The sequence below is a fragment of the Acidovorax sp. 99 genome, assembly GCF_003096455.1.
GTDB lineage: Bacteria > Pseudomonadota > Gammaproteobacteria > Burkholderiales > Burkholderiaceae_C > Acidovorax > Acidovorax delafieldii.
On record NZ_QEKU01000001.1, the window covers coordinates 4,758,907 to 4,773,221 of the forward strand.

Annotated in this window: 11 protein-coding genes; 8 read left to right on the forward strand and 3 right to left on the reverse strand. The window is 65.6% G+C overall.

All coding sequences use genetic code 11. The features are described from left to right. Positions 1-190 precede the first annotated feature (190 nt). Positions 191-1,627: a PLP-dependent aminotransferase family protein gene (locus C8C95_RS21900; protein WP_056065047.1), complete on the reverse strand. Its 1,437-nt coding sequence runs from the start codon at positions 1,625-1,627 to the stop codon at positions 191-193. A gap of 202 nt (positions 1,628-1,829) precedes the next feature. On the opposite strand from C8C95_RS21900, the gene gabT reads away from it, so the two are divergent. The 8 genes from gabT (at position 1,830) to C8C95_RS21940 (ending at position 11,894) form a co-directional block, all read left to right on the forward strand. Continuing rightward, entirely contained in the window at positions 1,830-3,122 is a 1,293-nt protein-coding gene (gene gabT / locus C8C95_RS21905) for a 4-aminobutyrate--2-oxoglutarate transaminase (protein ID WP_116750415.1), read from the forward strand. A gap of 30 nt (positions 3,123-3,152) precedes the next feature. Beyond that, the gene (locus C8C95_RS21910) at positions 3,153-4,262 is read left to right on the forward strand and encodes an ABC transporter ATP-binding protein (protein ID WP_116750416.1); all 1,110 of its coding nucleotides are present in this window, start codon (positions 3,153-3,155) and stop codon (positions 4,260-4,262) included. Positions 4,263-4,314: 52 nt separating this feature from the next. Then, the gene (locus C8C95_RS21915) at positions 4,315-5,349 is read left to right on the forward strand and encodes an ABC transporter substrate-binding protein (protein WP_056063211.1); all 1,035 of its coding nucleotides are present in this window, start codon (positions 4,315-4,317) and stop codon (positions 5,347-5,349) included. Between the two features lie 101 nt (positions 5,350-5,450). Further along, positions 5,451-6,695, forward strand: a complete 1,245-nt coding sequence (locus C8C95_RS21920; protein WP_116750417.1) for an ABC transporter permease — start codon at positions 5,451-5,453, stop codon at positions 6,693-6,695. Positions 6,696-6,726: 31 nt separating this feature from the next. Then, positions 6,727-7,545, forward strand: a complete 819-nt coding sequence (locus C8C95_RS21925) for an ABC transporter permease (RefSeq protein ID WP_116749982.1) — start codon at positions 6,727-6,729, stop codon at positions 7,543-7,545. Between the two features lie 2 nt (positions 7,546-7,547). Continuing rightward, a complete protein-coding gene (locus tag C8C95_RS21930) occupies positions 7,548-8,672 on the forward strand; it encodes an ABC transporter substrate-binding protein (protein ID WP_243415751.1) in 1,125 nt (374 codons plus the stop codon). Next, a complete protein-coding gene (locus tag C8C95_RS21935) occupies positions 8,669-10,357 on the forward strand; it encodes a methyl-accepting chemotaxis protein (RefSeq protein WP_116749984.1) in 1,689 nt (562 codons plus the stop codon). The genes C8C95_RS21930 and C8C95_RS21935 overlap by 4 nt, the downstream gene beginning before the upstream one ends. Before the next feature lie 46 nt (positions 10,358-10,403). Continuing rightward, positions 10,404-11,894 carry an NAD-dependent succinate-semialdehyde dehydrogenase gene (locus tag C8C95_RS21940; RefSeq protein ID WP_116749985.1) on the forward strand — a complete coding sequence of 497 codons (1,491 nt, stop codon included), beginning with the start codon at positions 10,404-10,406 and terminating at the stop codon, positions 11,892-11,894. Between the two features lie 100 nt (positions 11,895-11,994). Here the strand turns inward: C8C95_RS21940 and C8C95_RS21945 are convergent, their stop codons facing one another. Together C8C95_RS21945 and C8C95_RS21950 are read right to left on the reverse strand one after the other, a co-directional pair. Beyond that, complete coding sequence (locus tag C8C95_RS21945) at positions 11,995-13,200, reverse strand: YeeE/YedE family protein (RefSeq protein WP_116749986.1); 1,206 nt, start codon at positions 13,198-13,200, stop codon at positions 11,995-11,997. A gap of 125 nt (positions 13,201-13,325) precedes the next feature. Next, entirely contained in the window at positions 13,326-14,219 is an 894-nt protein-coding gene (locus C8C95_RS21950) for a sulfurtransferase (RefSeq protein WP_207780659.1), read from the reverse strand. Between the last annotated feature and the right edge of the window lie 96 nt (positions 14,220-14,315).

The window sequence follows — 14,315 nt, forward strand, 5'->3', positions numbered from 1 at the left end:
GGATCGGGAGGGGTTGCAACGCAGCAGACCGCCCGAGCCCGCTGATGCACACGACGCGGTGATTCGTGCAGAGGGTCCCTATGGAGCAGCCCCCCGGGCCACGGGCAGCTGCGTCAATCACTATCTATTTGATAGCAATCCAGGCATATTGCACTAGCGCATCCGCCCCAAAACGCTTCAAACCGCGTACTCAGGCCAGGGAACTGCCCTGTTCCGCCACCTGCTGGCCCATCTCGATGCGCTGCTCCAGAAAGCGCCACATCCGCTCGTCCTGGCTGAACGCCACGTTAAACCGCAGCCAGCCCGTAGGCCGGGGCTCCACCAGAAACAGCTGACCCGGCCCGAGCATGATGCCCGCACCGGTGGCCTCTTTCGACAGCTCGGCACTGTCGGGCAGGTCGGGGTGCCGGGCCCACAGGTACATGCCCGCCTCGGGCTCGTGGAACAGCTCGAACCCCAGGTTCAGCAAGCGCCGCCCCACCGTGCGGTGCGCCTCGGCCAGGCGTTCGCGCAGCGACTTGAGGTGCTTGCGCCAACGCCCATCCGTCACCACACCAAACGTGATGCGCTCGGTGATCTCTGACGAGGTCAGGCCCGAGATCATCTTGAGCTGCACCAGCTCGTCGAGCAGGTCACGCCGCGCCGCCAGAAAGCCGGTGCGCAGGTTGGGCGAAATCGTCTTGGAGAAGCTGCCCAGGTAGATCACGCGGTTGAGCTGGTCCAGGCTGGCCAGCGACGGACGCACACCGGGGTCCATGTCGGCGTAGATGTCGTTCTCCACCAGCATGAAGTTGTGCTGCTCGGCCAATTGCAGCAGCCGGTGCAGGTGCGCCACCGATGCCACCGAGCAGGTGGGGCTTTGCAGGCGCGGCTGCGTGAAGAACACCGTGGGCTGGCGCTCGGCCAGCAGAGCCTCCAGTGCGGGCAGGTCGTAGCCGGTGGCGGTGCGCGGCACACCCACCACTTGCGCTCCCGCAAAGCGCAACATGAACAGGAGGTTGGGGTAGCCGGGGTCGTCCACCAGCACCACATCGCCAGGCTTGACGAGGCGACGCGCCACCAGGTCCAGCGCCTGGCTGGAGCCCTGCGTGAGCAGCACCTGGTCGGCGTCCACCGCCAGATGGTGTTCGGCCAGCGACTCGGCCACCACCATGCGCAGCGCCATGTGGCCGTGCGGCAGGCCATAGCCGTCCAGCTCGGGCCCATCGGACGACAGCTGGCGCATGCTGCGTTTGACCGCATCGCCAAACAGCCAGTCGTGCGGCAGCCAGCCGCAGCCCGGTTTCATGGGCAGGTTGCGGTTTTCAAAAATTTGTTTGAGGTACCAGCGCGCATCAAAACGGGGCACGGCCCGCTCGGGCGCACCAGTGCCGGGCGCAGCGCCCTCGTCGCCCCGCCGCTTCACAAAAAAGCCTGCATTGGCCCGCGACACCAGCCAGCCCTGCGCCACCAGGCGGTCGTAGGCCTCGACCACGGTGAACACGCTCACGCCGTGCGCAGCGGCAAAAGCGCGGATGGACGGGAGTTTGCTGCCGGGTTTGAGCACCTGCCCGGCGATGAGCCCCCGCAGACCATCGACGATCTGGCTGACCAGAGGTGTCTGGAGGTCGGGGCTGAGAGTGAGCATCAGGGGAGCAAAAAAGGGGGCGAATTGTGCACTGGGTTGGCGCACACCAAATCAGGGATTGCCTGTACAGGATTCTAGACCTGCACAGTGCGCGCCAAACAGCGCTGCGCTGTACATGGACGGGCCGTGGCGTGGATTCCAGAATTCGCCCCATTCCTGGTTTTCATTCCCCTTTTTGTCCTTCACAGCCACCGCCCACACCATGCAGCAAGACCGCCATTTCACCAACGCCGCCCTCCTCACCCGCCGCCAGGCCGCCGTGGCCCGGGGCGTGGGCCAGGCCCATGAACTCTTCATCCACAAGGCACGCAACGCCGAGCTGTGGGATGTGGAGGGCCGCCGCTTCATCGACTTTGCCGGTGGCATCGCGGTGCTCAACACCGGCCACCTGCACGCTGGCGTGATCGCCGCCGTCAAGGCCCAGCTGGACCTGTACACCCACACCTGCTTTCAGGTGGTGGCGTACGAACCCTACGTGGAAGTGTGCGAGCGCCTGAACACGCTGGCCCCCGGTGCGTTTGCCAAAAAGAGCCTGCTGCTCACCACCGGCGCCGAGGCCGTGGAAAACGCCATCAAGATCGCCCGCGCCTACACCAAGCGCCCTGGCGTGATCGCCTTCACGGGCGGCTACCACGGCCGTACCAACCTCACGCTGGGCCTCACCGGCAAGGTCGTTCCGTACAAGGTGGGTTTTGGTCCGTTCCCGGGTGAGACCTACCACGCGCTGTTCCCCAACGCACTGCATGGCGTGAGCGTGGAGCAGGCCCTGCATTCGGTGGAGCTGATCTTCAAGAACGACATCGAGCCCGAGCGCGTGGCCGCCTTCATCGTCGAGCCCGTGCAGGGCGAAGGCGGCTTCTATGTGGCCCCGCCCGAGTTCATCACCGGCCTCAAGGCCCTCGCAGACCGGTACGGCATCCTGCTGATTGCCGACGAAGTGCAGACCGGCGCGGGCCGCACGGGCACGTGGTTCGCCTGCGAACAATGGCCGGTGGCCCCCGACCTCATCACTACCGCCAAGTCGCTGGCGGGCGGCTTCCCCCTGTCGGGCGTGGTGGGCCGCGCTGACGTCATCGACGCGCCTGCTGCTGGCGGCCTGGGCGGCACCTATGCGGGCAGCCCGGTGGCCTGCGCGGCAGCCCTGGCGGTGATCGATGCGTTCGAGCAGGAAAACCTGCTGGCCCGCAGCCAGGACATGGGCGCGCTGCTGGTCAGTGCCCTGAAAGCAATGGCCGCCAAAGTACCCGCCATCGGCGACGTGCGCGGCCTGGGTGCCATGGTGGCGATCGAGCTGTTTGAAAACGGCGATGTACACCGCCCCGACGCCGCACTGACCAAAAAGGTCGTGGCCGAAGCCGCGCGGCGCGGGCTCATCCTGCTGTCCTGCGGCACCTACGGCAACGTGATCCGCATCCTGGTGCCCCTGACTGCATCGGACGAACTGCTGCACGAAGGCCTGGCCATCCTGGCCGACAGCTTCGCAGCTGTGGGCTGAATCCCTTCTCCCTTGATTGCCCCCACCACCATGAACCACGCAGAACCCCTGGTCCGCTTCAGCGGCGTGCAAAAAACCTACGACGGCGAACAGCTTGTGGTGCGTGCGCTGGACCTGGACATCCAGCGCGGCGAGTTCCTGAGCCTGCTGGGGCCTTCGGGCTCTGGCAAGACCACCACGCTGATGATGCTGGCCGGCTTCGAGTCGCCCACCGCGGGCGACATCCTGCTCGATGGCAAGCAGATCACGCGCACGCCGCCGCACAAGCGCAACTTTGGCATGGTGTTCCAGAACTACGCGCTGTTCCCCCACCTCACCGTCGGGCAGAACGTGGCTTACCCGCTCACCGTGCGCAAGGTGCCCAAGGCCGAGCAGGCCGAACGCGTGAAGAAGGCGCTGGACATGGTGCGCCTGTCGGGCATGGCCGACCGCCTGCCCGCACGCCTGTCGGGCGGCCAGCAGCAGCGCGTGGCGCTGGCCCGCGCCCTGGTGTTCAACCCCCAGCTGGTGCTGATGGACGAGCCCCTGGGCGCGCTGGACAAACAGCTGCGCGAGCACATGCAGATCGAGCTGAAAGAGCTGCACCGCCAGCTGGGTGTGACCTTTGTGTACGTGACCCATGACCAGGGCGAAGCCCTGACCATGAGCGACCGCGTGGCGGTGTTCAACGAAGGTGTCATTCAGCAGTTGGCCGATGTGGAGTCACTGTACGAGACCCCGTCCAACCGCTTTGTGGCGGGTTTTGTGGGCGACAGCACGGTCATCACCGGTACGCTGCAAGGCAGTGGTACGGCGTGGGCTCTGCAATTGCCTGACGGCCAGCGCCTGCCCGGCCTCAATGTGAACCACCTGGCACCCGGCGCCCCGGCCGAAGCCTGCATCCGCCCCGAGCGCATTGCGCTGCATGCCGCCAGCGCCACGCCCCAGGCCCCCGCCCTGCGCGCCACGGTGGCCCGTGCCATCTATTACGGCGACCACCTGCGCCTGATGTGCGACATCGGCGCCGGCCAGGCGCAAGCCACCGTCAAGCTGCCGCTGACCCGCGCCGACGCCAACCCGCACCCCGAACCTGGCGATGCGGTGCTGCTGGAGTTCCCCACGGAGTCCGTGCGCATCTACGCCGCGCCCACCGTTCACTGAACCGTTTTTTTTGTTCCCCGTCCCCTTCCCTCAACCCCTAGGAAACCGCACCATGAAAAACAAGAGCCTGATCGCCTGCGCTGCCCTGTCTGCCTGCCTGGCCCTGCCCAGCCTGGCGCAGCAGCAACTCACCGTCGTCAACTTCGGCGGTGCCAACGCCAATGCACAAAAGAAGGCCTTCTACGAGCCCTACGAAAAGGCCGGCAACAAGATCGTGGCCGTGGAGTACAACGGCGAGCAGGCCAAGGTCAAGGCCATGGTCGAGGCCAAGAAGGTGACCTGGGACGTGGTCGAGGTCGAATCGCCCGACGCCGCGCGCGGCTGCGATGAAGGCCTGTACGAAAAGCTGGACTACAGCAAGATCGTGCCCAAGGCCGACCTGCTGCCCGCTGCGGTGAACGAGTGCGCCGTGGGCATCTTCGTGTGGTCCACCGTCATGGCCTACAACGGCGACAAGCTCAAGACCCCACCCACCAGCTGGGCTGACTTTTGGGACACCAAGAAGATCCCTGGCAAGCGCGGCATGCGCAAAGGCGCGCGCTACAACCTCGAATTTGCGCTGCTGGCCGATGGCGTGAAGCCCGCCGACGTGTACAAGGTGCTGGCCACCAAGGACGGCGCCGACCGCGCGTTCAAGAAGCTGACCGAACTCAAGCCCAACATCCAGTGGTGGGAGGCCGGTGCCCAGGCGCCGCAGTTCCTGGTCGCAGGCGATGTGACCCTGACCACGGTGTTCAACGGCCGCATCGACGCCGCCAACCGCGAAGGCCGCAACCTCAAGATCTACTGGCCCGGCGGCATCTACGACCTGGACTACTGGGCCATCCCCAAGGGCACACCCAACAAGGATGCTGCTGTGAAGTTCATCGCCTTCACGATGCAGACCCCACAGCAAGCCGCCTATGCACAGAACATTGCCTATGGCCCGGCCAACACCAAGGCCCTGGCGTCGCTGGACAAGAAGGTGCTGGACGACCTGCCCACCTCGGCCACCAACGCCAAGGAGGCCCTGCAGTTCAGCGTGGGCTTCTGGGCCGACCAGGGCGAGGCGCTGGAAAAGCGCTTTGCCGCCTGGGCCACGCAGTAAGCCTGCGCCCGACCGCCTGAGCCATGAGCCCACACCAGCAGCAGACAGAGCACACCACCATGCAAGCCCACTCCGGCGTGATCGCCATGAACGCCCCTGATATGGCCCCGCACCGCGCACAGGACAGCCACGCCCCCGGCGCGCTGCGCAAAGCCCTGGCCCGCGCCGAAGTGCGGCGCAAATGGCGGGCGTTCAGCCTCACGCTGCCCTTGCTGGTGTTTCTGCTGCTCACGCTGCTGGTGCCCATTGCCGCGCTGCTGCAGCGCGCGGTGGAGAACCCCGAAGTGGCCAACGCGCTGCCGGGCACCATGCGTGCCCTGGACGGCTGGGACCGGCGCGACGCACCACCGGCGGCGGCCTATGCCGCGCTGGTGGGCGATCTCGCCCGCCTGCCCGACCGTTCGGACGCTGGCGCCCTGGCGCGCCGGCTCAACTCCGAGGTGCCGGGCGCACGCTCCATGGTGATGGGGGCCTACCGCGACCTGCCTTTTGAAGGTTCTGCCGACGCCATCAGGGAACGCCTGCTGGGCGCCGACCCCCGCTGGGGCGAGGCACCCTTCTGGCGTGCCATAGCCAAGAACGGCGCCCGCTGGACGCCCGACTACCTGCTTGCATCGGTGGACCTGCAGCGCGACGCCCTGGGCCAGGTCGAGCGCATGCCCGAGGAGCAGCGCGCCTTCGGCGGCATCCTGCTGCGCACGTTCCACATCAGCCTGGTGGTCACACTGGTGTGCCTGCTGGTGGGCTACCCGCTGGCCTGGTGGCTGGCCTCATTGCCTGCGCGTTCGGCCAACGTGCTGATGATCCTGGTGCTGGTGCCTTTCTGGACCTCGATCCTGGTGCGTGTGGCCGCTTGGATCGTGCTGCTGCAATCCGAAGGCCTGGTCAACCGGGGCCTGATGGGCCTGGGCCTGATCGAACAGCCGCTGGCGCTGCTGTTCAACCGCACGGGCGTGGTGATTGCCATGGTGCACATCCTGCTGCCGTTCATGATCCTGCCGCTGTACAGCGTGATGAAGAGCGTGCCGCCCACCTACCTGCGTGCGGCGGTGTCGCTGGGCAGCTCGCCCATTGCCGCGTTCTTTCGGGTGTATGTGCCGCAAACCTACCCCGGCATTGGCGCGGGTGCCCTGCTGGTGTTCATCCTGGCCATTGGCTACTACGTCACGCCCGCACTGCTGGGCGGGGCCGATGACCAGATGCTGAGCTACTACATCGCCCGCTACACCAATGTGGAAGTGAACTGGGGCATGGCCTGCGCACTGGGTGCCCTGCTGCTGGCTGCCACGCTGCTGCTGTATGGCGTGTACCGGCGCATTGGCAAAGCCGAATTGAGTCTGGGCTGATCACTCCCTCCAAAGCTGAAAGTCGCTGACCATGTTTCGCCTGCCCCAATTCCCCCTGTACGCCACGTTGGCCGACAAGCTCGGCTGGTGGGCCGTGCGCGCGCTGTGCGTGTCCGTGCTGGTGTTCCTGCTGGCCCCCATCCTGGTGATGGTGCCGCTGTCGTTCTCCGAAAGCTCGTTCCTCGCCTACCCCATCCACGGCTGGTCGCTCAAGTGGTACCGCAACCTCTTCGAGTCGGCCGAATGGGCCCGTGCCACGCGCAACAGCTTCATCGTGGCGCCCGCAGCCACGCTGATTGCCACTGTGCTGGGCACCCTGGCCGCCGTGGGCCTGTCGCGGGCGGACTTCCGGTTCAAGGGACTGCTCATGGCCATCCTGATTGCCCCCATGGTGGTGCCCATCATCGTGGTGGGCGTGGCCACCTACCTGTACTTCGCGCCGCTGGGCCTGGCCGACAGCTACTTCGGCCTCATCATCGTGCACGCAGCCCTGGGCGCACCTTTTGTGCTGACCACCGTGCTGGCCACGCTGGCGGGCTTCAACCACAACCTGGTGCGCGCCTCGCTGAGCTTGGGTGAGACACCGCTCAACACTTTCTTCCGCGTCACGCTGCCGGTGATTGCGCCGGGCGTGATCTCCGGCGCGCTGTTTGCGTTTGCCACCTCCTTTGACGAAGTGGTGGTCACCCTCTTCCTGGCCGGGGCCGACCAGTCCACGCTGCCGCGCCAGATGTTCAATGGCATCCGCGAGAACATTTCGCCCACCATTGCCGCCGTGGCCACACTGCTCATCCTCTTCACCACCAGCCTCTTGCTGGCGCTGGAGTGGCTGCGCACGCGCAGGGGCTGAGCATGCGCCACGCTTTTGTGAAGTACGCCCTTGGGGTGTCGTGTGGCCTGGCCTTGGCCGCAAGCCCCGCGCTCGGTCAGACGCTGACGGTGGCCAATTTTGGCGGCGCCAATGCCAAAGCCCAGCAACTGGCCTTCTATGGGCCTTTTGAAGCCACCCCCAACGCCAAGGGCGCCAAGGTGCAAGGCGTTGAATACACGGGCGACCTGGCCCAGGTGGGCGCCATGGTCCAGCGCGGCAAGCCTGAATGGGATGTGGTGGAGGTGGAATCCGCCGACCTGGCAAATGGCTGCGCCGCAGGACACTTCGAGCGCATTGACCGCACGAGCGTGCCCCACGCCAGCATGCTGCTGCCCGGCACGGTGCAAGACTGCGGACTCGGGGCCTTCGTGTGGTCTACGGTGCTGGCCTTCGACAGCCAGCGGTTTGGCAAGGAAGCACCCAGGAGCTGGGCCGACTTCTGGGACACCAAACGCTTTCCCGGCAAGCGCGGCATGCGCAAAGGCCTGCGCTACAACCTGGAGATCGCACTGCTGGCCGACGGCGTGCACCGCCGCGATGTGTACGCCCAACTGAACAGTGAAGCCGGCGTGGCACGCGCGCTCAAGAAGCTTGAACAACTCAAGCCCCACATCGTGTGGTGGGAGTCGGGTGCACAAGGGCCGCAGAACCTGCTCGACGGCACGGTCGGTATGACAACGGCCTTCAATGGCCGCGTGGCTGCCGCCAATGCAGCCACCCAGTCCTCGCGCCTGTCCATCGTCTGGATGGATGCGATCTACGAGATGGACTATTGGGCCATTGTGCGGGGCACGCCACGGCAGGCGATGGCGCTGGACTTCATTCGCTTTGCCACCTCGGAGGCTGCGCAGCTCGCTTTCTCGCAGGCGATTCCCTACGGCCCCACCCACATGGGGGCCATCCTGCGCTATGAAGAAAATCGCCCCCGGTCTGCAGAACCGGTAGGAGGTGGCTCATCGCACACACCGTTGGTCGACTTGTCGATGGCCCCCAGCGACCTGCCCTCCGCCCCCTCCAACCTGCGCAGATCGCTGGCTTTTGACGCCAGTTTCTGGCGCACGCACGGTGCGTCGGTAGAGCGCCGCTGGGCAGCAGGCGCACCATGATCCGCAAAACATTGCAATCGATCGCCGCCATGAAGGTCTGGGTGCGCCTGATGTGCACGCTGGGCTTGCTGCTGGCCCTGCTGGCGGGTGTGGGCCTGGTGGCAGCGCAGCGCATCCTGGTGCTCCATGAAACGCTGGACCACTACACACGCAATACCACGCCATCGCTGCAGGCCGTCAAGTCCTGGCAGGAAAAGCTGGCCGCCATCCGGATATTGCAGGCACAACACCTCATGACCGTCTCCGCCGCCGAGATGGATCTTCTGGAAAAGGGCATTGACGAAGCCCATGCCCAGCTGCGCAGCAGTCTCGCTGAACACGAGAAGCGCCTGACGGGTGAGGAAGACCGTGCCTTGTGGATGGCGGTGACCGACGTGACGCAAACGGCCATGGGCTACTGGGACAAGCTGCGTGCCGTATCGCGGGAGTCGCTCTCCGACCCCGCCCGGGCAGAAGAAGCGCGGCGTCTGTTCACCGGCCGGTCGCAGCGGTTGTTTGCGGCCAGTGCAGCGGCGGTGGAACAGCAATGGCAGTTCACCACCGACGCAGCGAATGCGTTGGCGGCCAAAGGTCGGGCCACCTATGTGTTCTCCATGGCCCTGCTCGCGGGCAGTTGCACCTTGGCGCTGCTGCTGGGCACGGGCCTGGCCGCGATGGTCATCCGCTCCATCACGCGGCAATTGGGGGGTGAGCCGGTTGATGTGGCGCACATGGCGCTGGTCATCGCCCAGGGCGACCTGAGCGCGGCAACTTCGGCCGGGTCGGCGCCCCCCCTGCCGGGCAGTGTCATGGCGGCCATGGACACCATGCGCGGCCACCTGGCGGCCCTGGTCGGCGATGTGCGCAACAGCAGCGAGAGCATTGCCACCGGCTCAGCAGAGTTGGCCACCGGCAACCTCCACCTGAGCCAGCGCACGGAAGAGCAGGCCAGCCATCTGCAGCAGACCGCCGCGGCCGTAGCGGTCTTGACCGATTCGGTGCGAGACAGCACAGTCAAGGCAGAGCAAGCCCACCGCCTCGCAGACGGGGCCTCTGGCGCAGCGGCAGACAGCGGACATGCCGTGCAGCAGATGGTGGCCACCATGGAGGACATCTCCACTTCGTCCAAGACCATCAGCGACATCACGGCAGTGATTGACGGTATTGCGTTCCAGACCAACATCCTCGCGCTGAACGCTGCCGTGGAAGCGGCGCGTGCTGGCGAGCAAGGCCGGGGCTTTGCGGTGGTGGCCACCGAAGTGCGCTCTCTGGCCCAGCGCAGCGCCGAGGCAGCCCGGGAGATCAAGCGGCTCATCCACCAGAACGTGGACAAGGTGGCACAAGGCCACCAGCATGTGCAGCAGGCAGGGGCTTCGGTGCACGCCATCGTCTCGCAGGTGCACGACATCAGCGCCATGATCGGCGACATGCACCACGCGATGACGCGCCAGTACGAAGGCATCCGCGAGATCAGCGGCACCATGGCACGGTTGGACGAAACCACCCTGCAAAACGCGGCCCTGGCGGAACAAGGCACAGCCGCCACCCAGAGCCTGCAAGGCCAGGCAGCGCGTCTGGCCGAGCTGGTTAGCATTTTTCAGTTGCCCAAGGCCCCTGCAACGCAGGCGACACTCGCCCGTACTGCCCGTGATAGCCTGTTCGTCGCCCCGCATCCACGCGCCGCACTGCCCGCACTTTGGCACTGAATTCGCCCTCTTTCTGCCCTTATTTCACCTGCATCCGGAGACCCCCATGGACATGAAGACTTCCCCCCTCGCTTTGCTCAACGACCCCACGCTGCTCAAGACTGACGGCCTCATCAACGGCCAATGGGTGGCGGGCAGCAGCCGCTTTGACGTGAACGACCCAGCCACGGGCCTGAAGCTGGCCGACGTGGCCAATCTGGGCCCGCAGGATGCCGAGGCCGCCATTGCCGCCGCCAACGCCGCCTGGGGCCCTTGGAAGACCAAGACCGCCAAGGAGCGCAGCATCATCCTGCGCAAGTGGTTTGACCTGCTCATGGCCAACCAGGACGACCTGGGCCGCATCATGACCGCCGAACAGGGCAAGCCCCTGCCAGAAGCCAAGGGCGAGGTCGCCTACGGCGCGAGCTTTGTGGAATGGTTTGCCGAAGAGGCCAAGCGCATCAACGGCGAGACCCTGCCCCAGTTTGACAACAACCGCCGCCTGCTGGTGCTCAAGCAACCCATCGGCGTGTGCGCGGCCATCACGCCATGGAACTTCCCGCTGGCCATGATCACCCGCAAGGTCGCGCCTGCGCTGGCTGCGGGCTGCCCCGTGGTCATCAAGCCGGCCGAGTTGACACCGCTCACCGCCCTGGCCGCCGCAGAGCTGGCCCTGCGTGCGGGCATCCCTGCCGGCGTGTTCAACATCCTGCCCGCCGACAGCGACAACTCCATTGCCATCGGCAAGGTGCTGTGCGCAAGCGACGTGGTGCGCCACATCAGCTTCACGGGCAGCACCGAAGTGGGCCGCATCCTGATGGCGCAGTCGGCCCCCACGGTCAAGAAGATGTCGCTGGAGCTGGGTGGCAATGCGCCCTTCCTGGTGTTTGACGACGCCGACATCGACAGCGCTGTGGAAGGCGCATTCGCCAGCAAATACCGCAACGCGGGCCAGACCTGCGTCTGCACCAACCGCTTTTATGTGCAGGAAGGCGTGTACGACGAGTTCGTGGCCAAGTTCGCCGCCAAGGTCAAGACGGCCAAGGTGGGCAATGGCTTTGAAGCCGGTGTGAACCAGGGCCCGCTGATCGAGGAAGCCGCGCTGGCCAAGGTGCAGCGCCACGTGGACGACGCGCTGGCCAAGGGCGGCCAAGTGGTGGCTGGCGGCCAGCGGCTCAAGAGTCTGGGCTCCGGGCAGTTCTTCGAGCCCACGGTGGTGGCCAATGCGTCAGCCGACATGCTGTGTGCCCGCGAAGAAACCTTTGGCCCGTTTGCGCCCGTGTTCAAGTTCAAGACCGAGCAGGAAGCCATCGACGCAGCCAACAACACCGAGTTCGGCCTGGCCAGCTACTTCTACAGCCGCGACGTGGGTCGCATCTTCCGCGTGACCGAGGCGCTGGAATACGGGATGGTCGGTGCCAACGTGGGCATTCTGGCCACCGAGCACGTGCCCTTTGGCGGCGTCAAGCAGTCGGGCCTGGGCCGCGAAGGCTCGCACTACGGCATGGACGACTATGTGGAGATCAAATACCTGTGCCTGGGCGACATTCAGAAGTGACCAGCGCCAGAACGGCTTCCCGTTGATATGCTTTTGATAGCTGCTAGCGCTTAATTTATAAGCGCTAGCGGCCAAAAAAGCTTCAAAATTTGGGGTCTCGTCAGCGACGCAACATCGCCTTCACGCGCAGGCCGGCCCACACTGCGAAGAACACCGCGGCACCAAACACCCAACCCGACAGCGCGCCCGCCATGCCGCCGGACAGCAGCGTGCCAACGGTGCAGCCCAGCCCGGTCATCGCCCCCCAGCCCAGGAACACGCCACCCGACAGGCCCCGTACAGCATCGCGCCACGTAGGCCAGCGCGGCACAAACTGGCGGCTGGCTGTAGCTGCCACGAACGCTCCCGCCACCAGGCCCACCAACAGCATGGCATTGGGGGTAAACCAGGTGGCCTGCGGCACGGTAGCGCAACCCGCAAATCCATCGAGCCCATCGAGCCGGTCGGGAATCCAGCCCTGCCCCTGTGCCCACTGGCGTGCGGCGCTGCCCAGCGTGGCTGTCACGCCCAGGGGTCGCATGCGCACGATGGCAAATGCGCCAATCAGACCCACGACCAACCCGCCTACCCAGTAGTGCCAGCGTCCGGTCCACAGGTTGCGCCACACGGCACGCAGTCCTGGTACGACAGGGACTGCACCCGGCGCTGATGATGCGGCGGCCTCCTGCGCAAAGCCCCGCCAAAGCCAGGCAGCCACCAGGGCCAACCCGCCCAGTTGCGCCAGCAAGGCGCCGCCATACCCCAGGTGGGCAGGCAGCCACACCACGGGCGCATCGGCCACACTCTGGCTGTATAAGGGGTTCCAGGTCTTGAAACCCAGGATGAAGCCCAGTGCCGACCCGGCCAGCGCGAACGGCGATACCGTGGCCGCTTCGGCCAGCCGGTACCAGTGCGCGCTGATGCACGAGCCCGACACCACCATGCCGGTACCAAACGACAGCCCAGCCGCTACCAGCACCCAGCTCACGGGGCCGATGTGCATGTCGGGCGGCAGCTTGCCCGGCTGGGGCACCGGCAACCAGCTACCCAGCACCACGGTGTAGCCCACCACCCCCACCGCCAGCGCCAGCACGATGGCCAGCAGCCCGCGCGGATTGCGGTCTTCAAACCAGTCGCGCGCGTGGCAGTAAAAGCAAAAGCGCGAGCGCTGCAACACGAGCCCCAGCACCGCGCCCGTGATCAAAGCAAAAACGAGCGTGCGCCCGCCTGGCAAGCCCTGAACCGCCTGGGCCGCCCAACCCAATGCCGCCAGCGCTGCAAGCGACGCCAGGGCTCCTGCGCCAGAGAAATTGATCTTGTATGTCATTGCACCGCACCCATAAAAAAAGCCCGCACCAGGCGGGCTGTAAAGGAGACCCCCTACCAAAACTCAAAAGATCTCTTTGTTTTGCATTGCACCTTCTTCCCAAAAGGTTCTGTCGGTCAGCCCATTCACTTCGCGGCCCAGATGGTGCCCGCCGGGTTGGTGATGGGCACGCCCACCGCATTGCCGTATTCCGTCCACGAACCGTCATAGTTCTTGACGCTGTAGCCCAGGATCTTGGACAGCGCAAACCAGGTGTGGCTGGAGCGTTCGCCAATGCGGCAGTAGGTGATGATGGGCTTGCTGCCATCCACGCCCGCGCTGGCGTAGAGCTTTTTGAGGTCCTCGGCGGACTTGAAGGTGCCATCCTCCTTGACCGCCTGGCCCCAGGGCACGTTGGCCGCGCCGGGGATGTGGCCAGCACGGATGCTCAGCTCGGGCACCCCGGCCGGGGCAAAAATCTTGCCCGCGTATTCGTCGGCCGACCGGATGTCCACCAGCTTTGCATTGCTCTTGCCTTCTGCCGCAGCCAATGCATCGGACAGGCGGGCCCGCAGGTCGGTGTTCACCTTGGCCACCCTGTAGCTGGTGGTTGCAAACTCGGGCACGCGGTTGTTCAGCGGCTGGTTCTCCGCCTCCCACTTCTTGCGGCCGCCGTCGAGCAGCTTCACGTTCTTGACACCATAGATGTCAAACACCCACGCGCCCCAGGCAGCAAACCAGTTGTTGGTGTCGCCGTACAGCACCACCGTGGTGTCTTGCGACACGCCCGCCTTGGACAACAGGGACTCAAACGCCTCCTTGCTCACGATGTCACGGCGCACCCGGTCGTTCAGGTCCTGGTGCCACGAGAAGTTGACCGCACCCGGCACATGGCCGCGCTCGTAAAGGCCGGGGTTCACGCTCACCTCCACAATGCGCACCTGCTGGTTGTCCAGGTTCTGCGCCAGCCATTCGGTGGTGACCAGAGGGCCCGCGGGGATGGGTGTGGCAGCGAGCAAAGTTCCACCGAACAACGCCATGCAGGATGCCAAGGAGGCGCGCATCCAGCGGCATCCAGACCATTGCGACGAGAGAGTGCGTTGGGTTGTCATTGGCATCCTTTCCTTTTCTTTGAA